We start from the raw sequence: 14,619 nt of genomic DNA on the forward strand, positions 1-14,619 counted from the left end.
AAATTTCTCCTTTATGTGTGCGCTTTCTTTCTATCATATTAAAGAATGCTCTTACTGTCAAGTAAGAACATTCTTTTAGTATGTGGAATTAGTCATTTGAGTCAACTGTTTCCAATTTATTTTTTGATTTAATCATGATTTTACCATTGCTAGTCATGACAGCCTTGAGGTTTTTCTCGCTTGGATTTTCAAGGTAGTAGTCTGTAATCGCATCTTCGATATAATCTTGGATTGTACGACGGAGTGGACGAGCTCCCATTTTTGGATCATAACCAAGGTCTACAAGTTTCTCCTTAACCTTATCTGTTACATCTAAATGGATGTTATTACTTGAGAGTCGTTTATTGACATCATCTAACATGAGGTCAACGATTTGAAGGAGATTTTCCTTGCTGAGAGCCTTGAATTCGATAATGCCATCAAAGCGGTTCATAAATTCTGGACTAAAGAAGTTGCCTAATTCCCCAAGGACAGAGTTAGTACGGCCTTCTCTAGCAGCACCAAATCCGACACTAGCTTCTGCCTTACCTGTACCTGCATTTGAGGTCATGATAATGATGGCGTCTTTAAAGCTAACAGTGCGACCTTGACCATCTGTCAAACGGCCGTCGTCCAAGACTTGAAGGAACATATGCATAACATCTGGATGGGCTTTTTCTACCTCGTCTAAGAGAATGAGAGAATAAGGATTGCGACGCACTTTCTCAGTCAATTGTCCAGCTTCATCATAGCCTACGTATCCTGGAGGGGCACCAACGAGTTTAGCAACGCTGTGTTTTTCCATGTATTCACTCATATCAAAGCGAATCATGCTATCAGCAGAACCAAAGAGTTCAATGGCCAGTTGTTTAGAAAGTTCTGTCTTACCGACACCGGTAGGACCAACAAAGAGGAAGCTACCAATTGGACGGTTTGGAGTACCTAAACCAACACGGTTACGACGGATAGCCTTAGCAATCTTATCTACAGCATCGTCTTGGCCAATAACATGAGCCTTGAGGTCATCTGCTAGATTGATCAGTTGAGACTGTTCTTTTTCTTTCAAATCCCCAACTGGAATATTAGTCTTTTGCTCGATGATGTGTTCGATTGTCTTTTCACTGATGATTGGAGTATCCTGATCCGTTACCTTGGTCTTTTGCATTTCCTTATATTTGGCAATCTGGTCACGGAAGTAGGCTGCTTTTTCAAAATCTTCATCGCGGGTTGCTTGTGCCTTGAGATTTTCTGCTTCGATTAAGCGTTGATCGATGACCTTAGGATCTACAAAATTCAAGGTTAAGTTCATTTTTGAACCAGCTTCATCTAGAAGGTCAATAGCCTTGTCTGGCAAGAAACGATCTTGGATGTAGCGGTTAGAAAGGGTAGCGGCCGCTTCGATAGCGCCGTCAGTATAGTGAACATGATGGTAATCTTCGTATTTCTTTTGGATACCTTTCAGGATAATAATGGTTTCTTCCACAGTTGGTTCATCAACTTTGACAGGTTGCATACGACGTTCAAGGGCAGCATCTTTTTCGATGATGCGATATTCATTGAGGGTAGTAGCACCAACCAGTTGGAGTTCGCCACGTGCAAGAGCTGGTTTTAGGATATTTCCTGCATCCATATTCCCTTCTCCAGCAGAACCAGCACCGACAATTTCATGAATTTCGTCAATGAAGAGAATAACATCCTCGCGCTCACGAATTTCTTCCATGAGTTTTTGCATGCGCTCTTCAAACTGACCACGGATACCTGTACCTTGAACAAGGCTAACGACATCTAAGCGGATGACTTCTTTGCCTTGAAGCTTATGGGGAACATCACCGTCAACAATTTTCTGAGCTAAACCTTCGACAACAGCTGTCTTACCAACACCGGGCTCACCGATGAGGACAGGGTTGTTTTTTGTTCTGCGGTTGAGGATTTCAATGACACGGATAATCTCTTCGTCACGGCCAATCACAGGGTCGATATTTCCACGACGGGCAATCTCCGTAACATTGATACCATATTCATCCAAGAGTCCTTTTTCCTGGATTGGTGGTGGTGTTTGGGCAGGACCACGATTTTGGGCACCATAGCCACCATTTCCACCGTATCCACCCCCTGACTGAGTTGGGGGGATATTGTTGTTATTAGAAGAAGGTCTAAAGTTGTTGAGATCGTTAAAGAAGTCTCCAAAGGGATCAAAATCACGGTTGTTTAAATCTGTAATGCCCTTGAATAAGCTATTGTTAGGATCTGTTTTGATAATTTTGTAGCAATTTTGACAAAGGTCGATTTGCTTTTGTTGTCCATTGAGATTGGTATAAAGATGAATCGTTGAGTCATTGATTTTACAGTTTTGACAGAGCATACCGCCACCTCATTTCTTTCTTAGTTTTGACTAAATCTAAAAGGTCAAAAATAGTCAAACAAGTATATAATTTAATTATATCATGATTATTGGGCAATTCAAGTAAAAAGATTGGATACTAGCACTATAAATAGTAGAGCGCTAATCTGGAGAAGATTTTGATAGCAAGAAAAAAATCCTATTTGTCATACAAAAAGGATTCTCGTTAGTGAAAGGGGGTGGGACAGAAATCGATAGACAAAGTCTCGATTTCGTAGTCCCAGCCCCGCGAAGATGATTAGGAGTTTTGGGAGTCTAAAAGACGAACGAAAAGTCCAATCAGCTACCGCGTCAAAGTTTGATTGCTAATAAAAAGTGAGGTCGGGATCTTTTGTCCCAACCTCTGTATATCTATTATTAGTATAGAAGTTCGTAAATTTCCATCGCAATCAAGTCGATGCTGTCAAAAGTATATGTTTCACGAGCTTCAACATCACGAAGTGTAAAGATTGGGCCATTTTCTTCATCATGGTTAAAAGCAACTTCAGCTACAACAACTCCCTCGCGCTCAAAGTTACGTTTTAAGTTACCACCATCTTTTGTCATTGCTTCTAGGCGGTTGATGATTCTAACCAAATGTGATTCCATTTTGATTCTCCTCCATTTCTTATCGTTACTATTTTACCATAAAGAGTATCCACTTGACTAGAAAAAACTAAGATTTCTCGCTATTTCTGTTTTCTTTGAAATTTTATTGAAAATAAAAGGAAAAATATTGAATTTTTATTCAAAACATGTTATACTCATACAAGTTTTAAGTTAGAAATTAGAAAGTAGTGGATTTATGAATTTTTCTTTTTTACCTAAATATCTGCCATATTTTAACTATGGTGCTCTCGTAACAGTCTTGATCTCTGTTTTGGTTGTCTTTTTTGGGACAATTTTAGGAGTAGTCTTGGCTTTTGCTCAACGTTCAAAAATGAAGCCCATAGCTTGGCTTGCCAATGTTTATATTTGGATTTTCCGTGGAACACCTATGATGGTACAGATCATGATTGCTTTTGCTCTTATGCATATCAATGCTCCGACAATTCAGATTGGAGTTTTGGGAGTTGATTTTTCACGTTTGATTCCAGGGATTATCATTATCTCTATGAATAGTGGTGCCTATGTATCAGAAACAGTTCGTGCTGGTATCAATGCAGTACCTAAAGGTCAATTAGAGGCGGCTTACTCTCTAGGGATTCGTCCTAAAAATGCCATGCGCTATGTCATCTTGCCACAGGCTATCAAGAATATCTTGCCAGCCTTGGGGAATGAGTTTATTACCATTATCAAGGATAGTTCACTCTTGTCAGCAATCGGTGTTATGGAATTGTGGAATGGAGCTACTACGGTGTCAACAACCACCTACTTGCCTTTAACTCCACTCTTATTTGCTGCCTTTTACTACTTGATTATGACCTCTATCTTGACACTAGCCTTGAAAGCTTTTGAAAATCGTATGGGACAAGGAGAGAAAAAATAATGACTGAAACGCTTATAAAAATTGAAAACCTTCATAAAAACTTTGGGAAGAATGAAGTTTTAAAAGGGATTGATCTTAAAATCAAAAAAGGGGAAGTTGTGGTGATTATCGGACCATCTGGTAGCGGTAAGTCAACCCTCCTTCGCTCTATGAATCTCCTCGAAGAAGCGACAAAAGGAAAGGTTATCTTTGAAGGAGTAGACATTACAGATAAGAAAAACGACCTCTTTGCCATGCGTGAAAAGATGGGAATGGTTTTCCAACAGTTCAATCTCTTCCCAAATATGACAGTTATGGAAAACATTACACTTTCTCCAATTAAGACTAAGGGAGAAAGTAAGGAAGTGGCTGAAAAGAGAGCGCATGAGCTCTTGGAGAAGGTTGGTTTGCCAGATAAGGCCGATGCCTATCCACAAAGCTTGTCGGGCGGGCAACAACAGCGTATCGCTATCGCGCGTGGTCTAGCCATGGAACCAGATGTTTTGCTATTTGATGAACCGACTTCTGCCCTAGACCCAGAAATGGTAGGGGAAGTACTAGCGGTTATGCAAGAACTTGCCAAGTCAGGTATGACCATGGTCATCGTGACGCATGAGATGGGTTTTGCGCGTGAAGTGGCAGACCGTGTCATCTTTATGGCTGACGGTGTTGTTGTCGAAGATGGAACTCCAGAGCAGGTCTTTGAACAAACCCAAGAACAAAGAACCAAGGAGTTTTTGAGTAAGGTTTTGTAAGAATATCATGAAAAGCTCCAAGTGGGCTTTTTCTTATAGTTTCAGACTATAGGGTATCTTAGGTAAGAAGTGTTAGAAGGTCGAGCGTTTTTTTGTTATAATAGAGGATATTTGTTAGAAAAGAGAAAACACATGACACAGATTATTGATGGCAAGGCTTTAGCAGCCAAGCTACAAGGACAATTGGCTGAAAAGACTGCGAAATTGAAGGAAGAGACAGGTTTGGTGCCTGGTTTGGTGGTTATTTTGGTTGGGGACAATCCAGCCAGTCAGGTTTACGTTCGTAACAAGGAACGTTCAGCGATAGCTGCAGGTTTCCAAAGTGAAGTTGTGCGAGTTCCTGAAACCATTACCCAAGAGGAATTGTTGGATTTGATTGCCAAATACAATCAAGATCCAGCTTGGCATGGTATTTTGGTGCAGTTACCATTACCAAAACACATCGATGAAGAAGCTGTTTTATTGGCTATTGATCCAGAAAAGGACGTGGATGGTTTTCATCCGCTCAACATGGGGCGCCTTTGGTCTGGTCATCCAGTTATGATCCCTTCAACTCCAGCTGGCATCATGGAAATGTTTCACGAGTATGGGATTGAACTAGAAGGTAAGAATGCAGTTGTCATTGGTCGTTCTAATATTGTCGGTAAACCAATGGCCCAGTTGTTATTAGCTAAGAATGCAACTGTAACCTTGACCCACTCACGAACACACAATCTTGCCAAGGTAGCTTCTAAGGCCGATATTCTTGTCGTAGCAATCGGTCGTGCTAAGTTTGTGACTGCTGACTTTGTCAAATCTGGGGCTGTTGTTATTGATGTGGGGATGAACCGAGATGAAAATGGCAAGCTCTGTGGAGATGTTGACTATGATGCCGTTGCACCAATCGCTAGCCATATCACACCTGTACCTGGTGGAGTTGGACCTATGACCATTACTATGTTGATGGAGCAGACTTATCAGGCGGCATTGCGTAGTTTGGATAGATAATACAAGCATTGATTTTATATAGTGAAGAAACAAGTTCTAAAAAATGAACTTGTTTTTTCTTGCACATATTTTAATAAAATTGCAGTAAAACTTCTACAAATTATTGAAAATTCTCTACTATTTTGATATATTAAGGTTAACAATATTTATATCTAAAAATTTAGTTGGCGTTCTGGGAGGAGGTTTATTTTTTGGTAAATAATGTAATCGCTTACTAAATATATAAGAAAGGAAATCAGGATTTAATGGATAAGAGATTTTTTGAAAAATGCTGTCATTTTAGTATTCGTAAATTTGCAATTGGTGCGGCATCTGTCATGATTGGAGCTAGTATATTTGGTCTTCAGGTAGCGCAAGCTGCGGAAACCGAAACAACTAGTCCCAGCGAAGAAACGATTCATCAAGTTCAACCTTTAGATAAGCTTCCAGATGAGGTTGCTGCAGCCATTGCAAAAGCTGAGCAAAATGGCCCACAAGATTCAGCTACTGGAGAAGTAAATGATGCGGTTGAACCCGCAAAACCAGTAACTGAAGAAAAGATGACTGAGGCTACAAGTCCTAAGGAAGAAAAGGAAGCGGAAGTAGTTAGCCCTAAAAAAGACAAAGTCGAAAAAAATGAAAAACCTGCAGCTGAAGTGAATGAGAAAGAACCTACAGTGGCAGAAGTGAGTACTGAAAAGCCAGCAGTTCGAGAAGAACATACTGATACACCTAATCAGAATAAACCTGTAACGGACGATAAAAGCAAGGAAGAAAAAGCTTCTGCAAGTGAATCGCCTCAAGTGACAAAAGAGAAGGAAAAAGAAGACCAACTTTTGCAGGAAAGAAAACAAAATTTCAACAAAGACTGGTATTTTAAACTAAACGCTCAGGGTGATTTTTCTAAGAAAGATGTAGATGTTCATGATTGGTCTAAGTTGAACCTTCCTCATGACTGGAGTATCTATTTTGATTTTGATCACAAGTCTCCTGCTCGAAATGAAGGTGGTCAATTAAACGGGGGTACTGCCTGGTATCGCAAGACTTTCACGGTAGATGAAGCTGCTAAGGACAAAGATGTTCGGATCAATTTTGATGGAGTTTACATGGACTCTAAGGTCTATGTCAATGGTAAATTTGTAGGCCATTATCCAAGTGGTTACAATCATTTTTCATATGACATCACTGAATTTTTAAATAAAGATGGCAGTGAAAATACCATTGCTGTCCAAGTTACCAATAAGCAACCAAGTAGTCGTTGGTACTCAGGAAGTGGTATCTATCGCGATGTAACTCTGAGCTATCGCGACAAGGTGCAGGTAGCTGAAAATGGAAATCATATTACAACTCCAAAACTAGCTGAACAAAAAGATGGCAACGTTGAAACACAAATCCAAAGCAAGATCAAAAATACTGCCAAGACTTTAGCCAAGGTATTTGTGGAGCAACAGATTTTTACTAAGGAAGGTAAGGCTGTTTCAGATTTGGTTCGTTCTGTAACTAAGAGCCTAGCAGGAAATGAGACAGCAGACTTTAAGCAAACGATTTTGGTTAATAAACCAACTCTCTGGACAATAAAAAGCTACCATCCTCAGCTCTATGTTCTAAAAACAAAGGTTTATAATGAAGGTCAGCTAGTTGATGTGACAGAAGATACTTTTGGTTATCGTTATTTCAACTGGACAGCTAAAGAAGGCTTCTCACTGAACGGTGAGAGAATGAAATTCCATGGAGTTAGTATTCACCATGATAATGGAGCCTTGGGGGCAGAAGAAAACTATAAGGCAACCTACCGAAAATTAAAACTCCTAAAAGATATGGGAGTTAACTCTATCCGTACAACCCACAATCCAGCAAGTCCACAGTTGCTTGATGCTGCGGCAAGTCTAGGACTTTTGGTGCAAGAAGAAGCCTTTGATACTTGGTATCGTGGCAAGAAAACGTATGACTATGGACGTTTCTTTGACCAAGATGCAACTCACCCAGAAGCCAAGAAGGGGGAAAAATGGTCTGATTTTGATCTGAGAACCATGGTTGAACGAGATAAAAATAATCCTTCAATCATCATGTGGTCGCTCGGTAATGAAGTGGATGAGGCTGATGGTGGAAAACGTTCACTAGAAACAGCCAAGCGTTTGAAAGCTGTCATCAAAGCAATTGATAAAGAACGCTATGTGACTATGGGTGAAAATAAATTCAGTCGTGCTTCTACAGGCTTGTTCTTAGAATTAGCAGCAATCATGGATGTTGTTGGTATGAACTATGGTGAGCGTAATTATGATGCAGTTCGTAAAGCACATCCAGACTGGTTGATTTACGGTTCTGAAACTTCTTCAGCAACTAGAACTCGTGATTCTTATTTTGATCCTGCTCATTTACTCTGGCACGACAATCGTCCAAATCGTCACTATGAACAGTCAGACTATGGTAATGATCGTGTAGCCTGGGGTAGAACAGCTACTGAATCTTGGACTTTTGACCGTGATCGTGCTGGCTATGCAGGTCAGTTCATCTGGACTGGTTTCGACTATATCGGTGAACCTACACCTTGGCATAACCAGGATAATACACCAGTGAAAAGCTCTTACTTTGGTATTATTGATACGGCAGGATTGCCTAAGAATGATTTCTATTTATACCGTAGTGAGTGGTATAGTGCCAAAGAAAAACCAACTGTTCGTATCATGCCTCACTGGAATTGGACAGAAGAAACGCTCAAGGAACGTAATATGCTGGTCAATGGCAAGGTTCCAGTTCGGACCTTCTCAAATGCCGCTAGCGTAGAATTGTTCTTGAACAATGAGTCCCTCGGTAAGAAAGAATTTGTTAAGAAAACAACTGAAGATGGTCGCCCTTATCACGAGGGAGCTAAACCAAGTGAATTGTATCTTGAGTGGTTGGTTGACTATAAACCAGGTACCTTAACTGCTATTGCTCGTGATGAAAATGGAAAAGAGATTGCGCGTGATAGTGTGACAACAGCAGGGGAGCCAGCTAGAGTTCGTCTCACCAAGGAAGAGCATGTCATCACTGCAGATGGCAAAGATTTGTCTTATATCCATTATGAAATCGTTGATGAAGACGGCAATGTTGTACCAACTGCCAATAATCTTGTTCATTTCAATCTTCATGGCCAAGGCCAAATCGTTGGTGTGGACAATGGGGAACAAGCTAGCCGTGAACGTTATAAGGCTCAGAAAGATGGTACATGGCAAAGAAAAGCCTTCAATGGTAAAGGTGTTGTCATTGTAAAATCTACTGAAAAAGAAGGTAAATTCACTCTTTATGCGGATTCTGCAGGCTTGGCTTCAGATCAGGCAACAGTCACAACCGTTTCAGGCAAGAAAGAAAATCGTCACTTTGTAGCCTATGCTCCAGTTAAGGCAAGAACTGATGTCAGCGAGGATCCAAAATTGCCAGAGACTGTGACAGCTATTTATAGCGATGGTAGTGTCGAAGAAAAAGCTGTGACTTGGGACATCCCAGAAGATCTCCTTTCAAGTGCTGGTGAGAAAAAAGTCCTTGGTAGTGTGGAAGGACTCGAAGCCAAGGCTGAAGCCCTTGTTAAGGTGGTTGCACTCGATAAGTGGTTGCCTAAAGTTGCGACTGTCCCAGTGGGAACAGCAGCAGAAGATTTGGATAAAACGGTAACGGCTGTTTTGTCAGATGGTAACTTGGTTGATGCGAATGTCGTTTCTTGGACCTTGAAAGATCCATCTGCCTTGACAAAAGAAGGTGGACGTACTGAAGCAACTGGTAAATTGGAAGGCAATGACTACGAGGTTACGGCAACCTTTATCGCAAGTGATCAGGAAACAGAAAGTACTGTTACAGGTCTCACGGTTGGTGACAAGTCTCTTGAAAACTTTGAGCCTGGAAAGACCTACTACCGAGTATCCCTTCCTTATACAGCTAAGATTCCAAATGTTGGTGCACAAACTACTGGCTATCAAGTAACCGTTCAGCAAGCCTCAGCTGCCAATGATTATCAGGCTTCTGTGTTCTTGAGTGACCAGAAGGGCGATTTGGTTCAAACTTATTTGATTCAGTTTGTGAAGGAAGCTCCTGCCTTGACACGCTTGGAAGTAAGTGTTGAAGGAAAAGAAAATGCAACAGAAGATCAAGTCCTCCCTTATCATGTCATTGGGCACTACGAAGATGGTTCACAAACTGAATTTTCAGCGTCAGATATCCATTTGGAAGCTAAGTCAGCTGATGGTGGACATCTTGAGGTGAATGGTCAGAACTTACTTCTTTACAAGAAAGGTAGCGTAACCCTCACTCCTCGTATTGACAATCAAACTGATAAGACTCAGTCTGTAGCAACTGAACTTGTGATAAAAGAAAATACAGTAGACAAGAAAATTGTCAAACTACATCCTGTTTCTATCTCTACAGATATCAATCAGCAACCGAATTTGCCTGATCAAATCGGAGCAGAATTTGATAAGGGCTTGCCTCGTAAGGTAGCTGTAACTTGGGACAAGGTAGATGCCAAAGAACTTGGTTACTATCATAACTTTACCCTTAAAGGTCATGTCGAAGGTACAGATATTGAGGCTCTTGCCAATGTGACTGTAGAAGGTTTGCAGGTTGCAGAAGAAATCAGCCTTACTCTTCCTAAGGGTGAAACTGTTCAACTGCCAGCTAACGTACGTGCCTACCATTCTAATGGAACAACTGTCTATAAAGATGTCCTTTGGGACAAGGTTCCTGAGAACTTTAGTCAGACTGAAGGTATCTATGAAATCAAGGGTCAATTGGTTGGTAGCCATCTGACTACTAAGGCCCATGTCCGTGTTTCTAGTCAAGTTGTTGCTGGAAATAATATCTCTAAACAGTGGACTGGTTCTCAATTGCCAGCTGCTATTGTATCCAATACGGGTGGGGATGATTCGGCAAGTACCCTGAACGACTTGACAGTTTCAAGAACCAATACAGATGTTAAGAATCGATGGACTACATGGCAAACAGGTACAGATAATGATTGGGCGTCTATCTTGTTTGGTAATTCAGGTGATTTGACAAAACGATTTGTAGACAATCTATCAGTTGATTTCTACACTGACGGTGCAATCGGACTTCCAAAAGAATATGTCATCGAATACTACGTCGGCCAAGAAGTTCCAGATCTTCCAAACGATGTCAATCATGCTCAAGGAGATACCAAACATCCATTTAACAATGCTGCCAACTGGAAGGCTGTAGAAAATCTTCACGCTCCTGGACAATTATCTGCAGGTCAAACAAACCACTTTACATTTGATAAGGTTGAAACTTATGCTGTTCGTATGCGTATGAAGAAGGCAGATGGAAAGGCTGGTGTTGGTTTAACAGAAATTACTATTTTAGGAAGTAAGGTTCCAAGTGCTACCAGCTCAGAAATTTCTATCCAAGTAGATGGTAAGAAGCTCGAACATTTCAATCCATCTAAGACAGATTATTATATTCCTCAAACAAGCAAGGAAATCACTGCAACAGCCAGCAACAATGGCTTGGTGACAGTTGTTCCAGCAACAAGTGAAAAAGGTGCGACACGTCTTATCTTGAAAGCTGAGGATGGAACTGTTCTTAAAGAATATCGTATCTTCCGTGATGACGAAAAAGAGTCAACACAACCAGTAGCTGCGGAAAATAGTGCCCAGATCTTGAATGTTGGCGATCAACTTCAATTGCCTGCCGAGGTAACAGTCTACTATCCATCACAAGCTGGCTGGGTTAAAGCTAACCTTGCTGTCCAATGGGATGCTGTGCCAGAACATGCGACTGCCCAAGAAGGTAGTTTTGAAGTTCTTGGTCATGTTCTAGGAACAGACTTAACAACCAAGATGCAAGTAACAGTTTTTACAAAAGGTAATCAAGTCATTTCAGAAAATGCAAGCAATAATGCAACTGATTCTAAAGCCTTTGCGTCTACTACAAATGATACACAAGCAGCTTCTAGGGATAAGATTTTCTATATCAACGATGGGCACTTTAACGAGGATGGACGTTGGACTAACTGGTCTCGTACTCCGAAGGACCAAGAAACATCTGTGGGAATTCTCTTTAAGAAGAATGGCCAGATTACACCTCAGTCTGTTGGAAAAGTAGCCATTCAATTCTTTAAAGACAGTGGAACAGACGCACCAGCTAAAATGGTACTAGAAAGATATGTTGGGCCTGCCTATACAGAACCAAGTACTATTTCTCGTTATGAAGAAAATGCGGATCATCCATTTAACAAGGCAGAAAACTGGCAAGAAATTCCTTATAAGGCATCTGGAGAAATCGTGGCTGGTAAGCCGATTGAATTTACCTTTGATCCAATTGAGACATCAGCTATTCGAGCACGCATGACTCGTAAATCGACAACTAATGGTCTAGCAATGGTCGAGTTTAGTGCTTACTCTCCTGCTAAAGCAAGAGATGAGGAAACTCCTTCAGTATCCATTTCGGTTGCTGGAAAAGCATTAGAAAACTTTGATCCTGAGGTTTCAGATTATACAGTGAGCTTAAATGGCACTAAACCACAGGTGACTGCTCAAGCAAGTGGTCACGGTGTGACAACGGTTGTTGAGTCTAGTCAGGATAACCTTCCTACTCTTGTCCGTCTTCTTGCTAAGGATGGTAGTCTTGTCAAGGAATATCGTATTCATTTCAAACCTAGTCACCGTGTAGTTCCTGAAGAAGGCGACCAAAGTCCTGTTCTCGAACGACCAAGTCTAGAAGTTGTGAAGACTCCAATTCTATTTAAAGAAATCATCCGTGAAAATAATGATTTAGCTCAAGATGAACGTCGTGTAATCTCAGAAGGTAAGAACGGTGAAAGAGTTGATTATGTTGAGGTCTTAGGATCTAACCGTACAACTGTTCATACAGATACGACTGAGGCGCAAGATCGAATTGTTGAAGTTAAGGTCAAACCTGTCATTACTACTAGCAAAGGTGACGAGCCAGCTCCAGTCGTAGAAGTTCCAGAATTTGAGGGCGGCGTCAATGCTGCTGAAGCTGCCAAGCATGAGTTGCCAGAATACACAGATGCAATTGGGACAGCAGGTGACGAGCCAGCCCCAGTCGTAGAAATCCCAGAATTTGAGGGTGGCGTCAATGCAGTAGAGGATGCTAAGCATGAGTTGCCAGAGTACACAGAAGCAATTGGCACAGTAGGCGACGAGCCAGCTCCGGTAGTAGAAGTTCCAGAATTTGAGGGTGGCGTCAATGCAGTAGAAGCCGCTAAAAACGAGTTGCCAGAATACACAGATGCAATCGGCACAGTAGGCGACAATCCAGCTCCTGTAGTAGAAGTGCCAGAATTTGAGGGCGGCGTCAATGCTGCTGAAGCTGCCAAGCATGAATTGCCAGAATACACAGAAGCGATTGGGACAGCAGGCGACGAGCCAGCCCCAGTCGTAGAAATCCCAGAATTTGAGGGTGGCGTCAATGCAGTAGAAGCCGCTAAGAATGAGTTGCCAGAATACACAGAGGCAGTTGGCACAGTAGGTGAGGATCCAGCACCAGTAGTAGAAATCCCAGAATTCAAGGGCGGTGCCAATGCAGTAGAAGCCGCTAAGAATGAATTACCAGAATATACAGAAGCAATCGGCACAGTAGGCGACGAACCAGCTCCTGTAGTAGAAGTGCCAGAATTTGAGGGCGGAGTCAATGCAGTAGAAGCCGCTAAAAACGAGTTGCCAGAATACACAGAAGCAATCGGCACAGTAGGCAACGAACCAGCTCCAGTAGTAGAAGTGCCAGAATTTGAAGGTGGTGTCAATGCAGTAGAAGCCGCTAAAAATGAGTTGCCAGAGTACACAGAAGCAATCGGCACAGTAGGCGACGAACCAGCTCCGGTAGTAGAAATTCCAGAATTTGATGGTGGCGTCAATGCAGTAGAAGCCGCTAAGCATGAGTTGCCAGAATACACAGAAGCAATCGGCACAGTAGGCGACGAACCAGCTCCGGTAGTAGAAGTCCCAGAATTTACAGGTAGCGTTAATGCTGTGGAAGCAGCTAAAAACGAGTTGCCAGAATACACAGAAGCAATCGGCACAGTAGGCGATGAGCCAGCTCCAGTAGTAGAAATCCCAGAATTTGATGGTGGCGTCAATGCAGTAGAAGCCGCTAAAAACGAGTTACCAGAATACACAGAAGCAATCGGTACAGTAGGCGACGAACCAGCCCCAAGTGTGGAAAAACCAACTGCAGAGGTTCAAATCTTATCTGATAAGGAAACTGGAGTTCTGGTAGCAGGGCTATCTCAAGACTTGGATGCTAATCTCAAGCTTCAAGTTCAAAAGGTTCTACGCCAAGAATTAGCTGGTAAGCAATACGATGCTTATCAAGTGAAATTGCTAGATAAAGATAACCAAATGGTTGATCCAAAAGGTGCAGTTCTAGTGAGATTGCCAGTCAAGGGTCAGGTTCAAGGAGTTTATCACATGAGCTTAGATCAAGGCTTGCAGGTTCAGAAGGTGACGCTTGTAGGTGACACAGTTGAATTTGTCACCAAAGATCTAGGACTTTATGCGATTGTCTATAAAGAACAAAATCAAGAACCAGTAGAATCAGCTCATGGGCTAGTAGCTCAGGGAGAGGTTTCTGGAAATAATCCAGGAAAAGCAAATTCAGCAAGACTTCCAGAAACAGGTGAAAGTCGATCTGATACAGCTGCCTTCCTAGCAAGTCTCAGTCTTGTTTTATCAGTAGCTCTACTAACTGTTAAACGTAAAGAAAAATAGAGTTTGGAACTCTACATTGCTGATTGATTGTAGAAATACTTGGACTATCCCAGTGGATAGGATGGAAAAATGCTACAACCATATGGAGAGGACCTCTAGGTTCTCTCCATTTTTTTAAATAGGGATGAAACCGCTTAGATGAGTGGTTGGAGGAAAGGAATAGAAGAAAGATGGATCATCAATTTTTTGAGAAACGTTGTCATTATAGCATTCGAAAATTTGCAATAGGAGCAGCTTCAGTTATGGTTGGCGCGAGTATCTTTGGAGCCAGTATGGTACAAGCTGCAGAGACAGAGCCCGCACTAGAAGCAGAAACAAGTCTTACACAGCTTCCACCAGAGGATAAGTTAT

At 41.7% G+C, this 14,619-nt stretch carries 6 protein-coding genes and 1 pseudogene; 5 read left to right on the forward strand and 2 right to left on the reverse strand.

What is annotated here, in order from left to right; all coding sequences use genetic code 11:
• Positions 1 to 88 precede the first annotated feature (88 nt).
• Both QM469_RS06720 and QM469_RS06725 read right to left on the reverse strand, forming a co-directional pair.
• Complete coding sequence (locus tag QM469_RS06720; protein WP_070459719.1) at positions 89 to 2,341, reverse strand: ATP-dependent Clp protease ATP-binding subunit; 2,253 nt, start codon at positions 2,339 to 2,341, stop codon at positions 89 to 91.
• Between the two features lie 396 nt (positions 2,342 to 2,737).
• The gene (locus QM469_RS06725) at positions 2,738 to 2,968 is read right to left on the reverse strand and encodes a DUF1797 family protein (RefSeq protein ID WP_000443576.1); all 231 of its coding nucleotides are present in this window, start codon (positions 2,966 to 2,968) and stop codon (positions 2,738 to 2,740) included.
• A 196-nt stretch (positions 2,969 to 3,164) separates the two neighbouring features.
• Here QM469_RS06725 and QM469_RS06730 point away from each other — a divergent pair, with 196 nt between their 5' ends.
• The 5 genes and pseudogenes from QM469_RS06730 to QM469_RS06750 all read left to right on the forward strand — a co-directional run.
• Positions 3,165 to 3,848 carry an amino acid ABC transporter permease gene (locus QM469_RS06730; RefSeq protein ID WP_153225415.1) on the forward strand — a complete coding sequence of 228 codons (684 nt, stop codon included), beginning with the start codon at positions 3,165 to 3,167 and terminating at the stop codon, positions 3,846 to 3,848.
• Positions 3,848 to 4,582 (forward strand): amino acid ABC transporter ATP-binding protein, encoded by a 735-nt coding sequence (locus QM469_RS06735; RefSeq protein ID WP_153225414.1) that lies wholly within the window; start codon positions 3,848 to 3,850, stop codon positions 4,580 to 4,582. Before QM469_RS06730 ends, QM469_RS06735 begins: the two co-directional genes overlap by 1 nt.
• 132 nt (positions 4,583 to 4,714) lie before the next feature.
• A complete protein-coding gene (locus QM469_RS06740; RefSeq protein ID WP_414276344.1) occupies positions 4,715 to 5,569 on the forward strand; it encodes a bifunctional methylenetetrahydrofolate dehydrogenase/methenyltetrahydrofolate cyclohydrolase in 855 nt (284 codons plus the stop codon).
• A 245-nt stretch (positions 5,570 to 5,814) separates the two neighbouring features.
• The gene (locus tag QM469_RS06745; protein WP_414276345.1) at positions 5,815 to 14,268 is read left to right on the forward strand and encodes an SIALI-17 repeat-containing surface protein; all 8,454 of its coding nucleotides are present in this window, start codon (positions 5,815 to 5,817) and stop codon (positions 14,266 to 14,268) included.
• Between the two features lie 170 nt (positions 14,269 to 14,438).
• Positions 14,439 to 14,507: pseudogene (locus QM469_RS06750) on the forward strand (YSIRK-type signal peptide-containing protein); the annotation flags it as partial.
• Positions 14,508 to 14,619 lie beyond the last annotated feature (112 nt).

It is taken from the genome of Streptococcus infantis (assembly GCF_047464215.1).
Classification (GTDB): Bacteria; Bacillota; Bacilli; order Lactobacillales; family Streptococcaceae; genus Streptococcus; species Streptococcus infantis_P.

What these genes read in the sequence shown, in the direction of transcription:
- QM469_RS06720 (WP_070459719.1), bottom strand. Translation starts at nt 2,341, where the DNA reads ATGCTCTGTCAAAACTGTAAAATCAATGACTCAACGATTCATCTTTAT.
- QM469_RS06725 (WP_000443576.1), bottom strand. Translation starts at nt 2,968, where the DNA reads ATGGAATCACATTTGGTTAGAATCATCAACCGCCTAGAAGCAATGACA.
- QM469_RS06730 (WP_153225415.1), top strand. Translation starts at nt 3,165, where the DNA reads ATGAATTTTTCTTTTTTACCTAAATATCTGCCATATTTTAACTATGGT.
- QM469_RS06735 (WP_153225414.1), top strand. Translation starts at nt 3,848, where the DNA reads ATGACTGAAACGCTTATAAAAATTGAAAACCTTCATAAAAACTTTGGG.
- QM469_RS06740 (WP_414276344.1), top strand. Translation starts at nt 4,715, where the DNA reads ATGACACAGATTATTGATGGCAAGGCTTTAGCAGCCAAGCTACAAGGA.
- QM469_RS06745 (WP_414276345.1), top strand. Translation starts at nt 5,815, where the DNA reads ATGGATAAGAGATTTTTTGAAAAATGCTGTCATTTTAGTATTCGTAAA.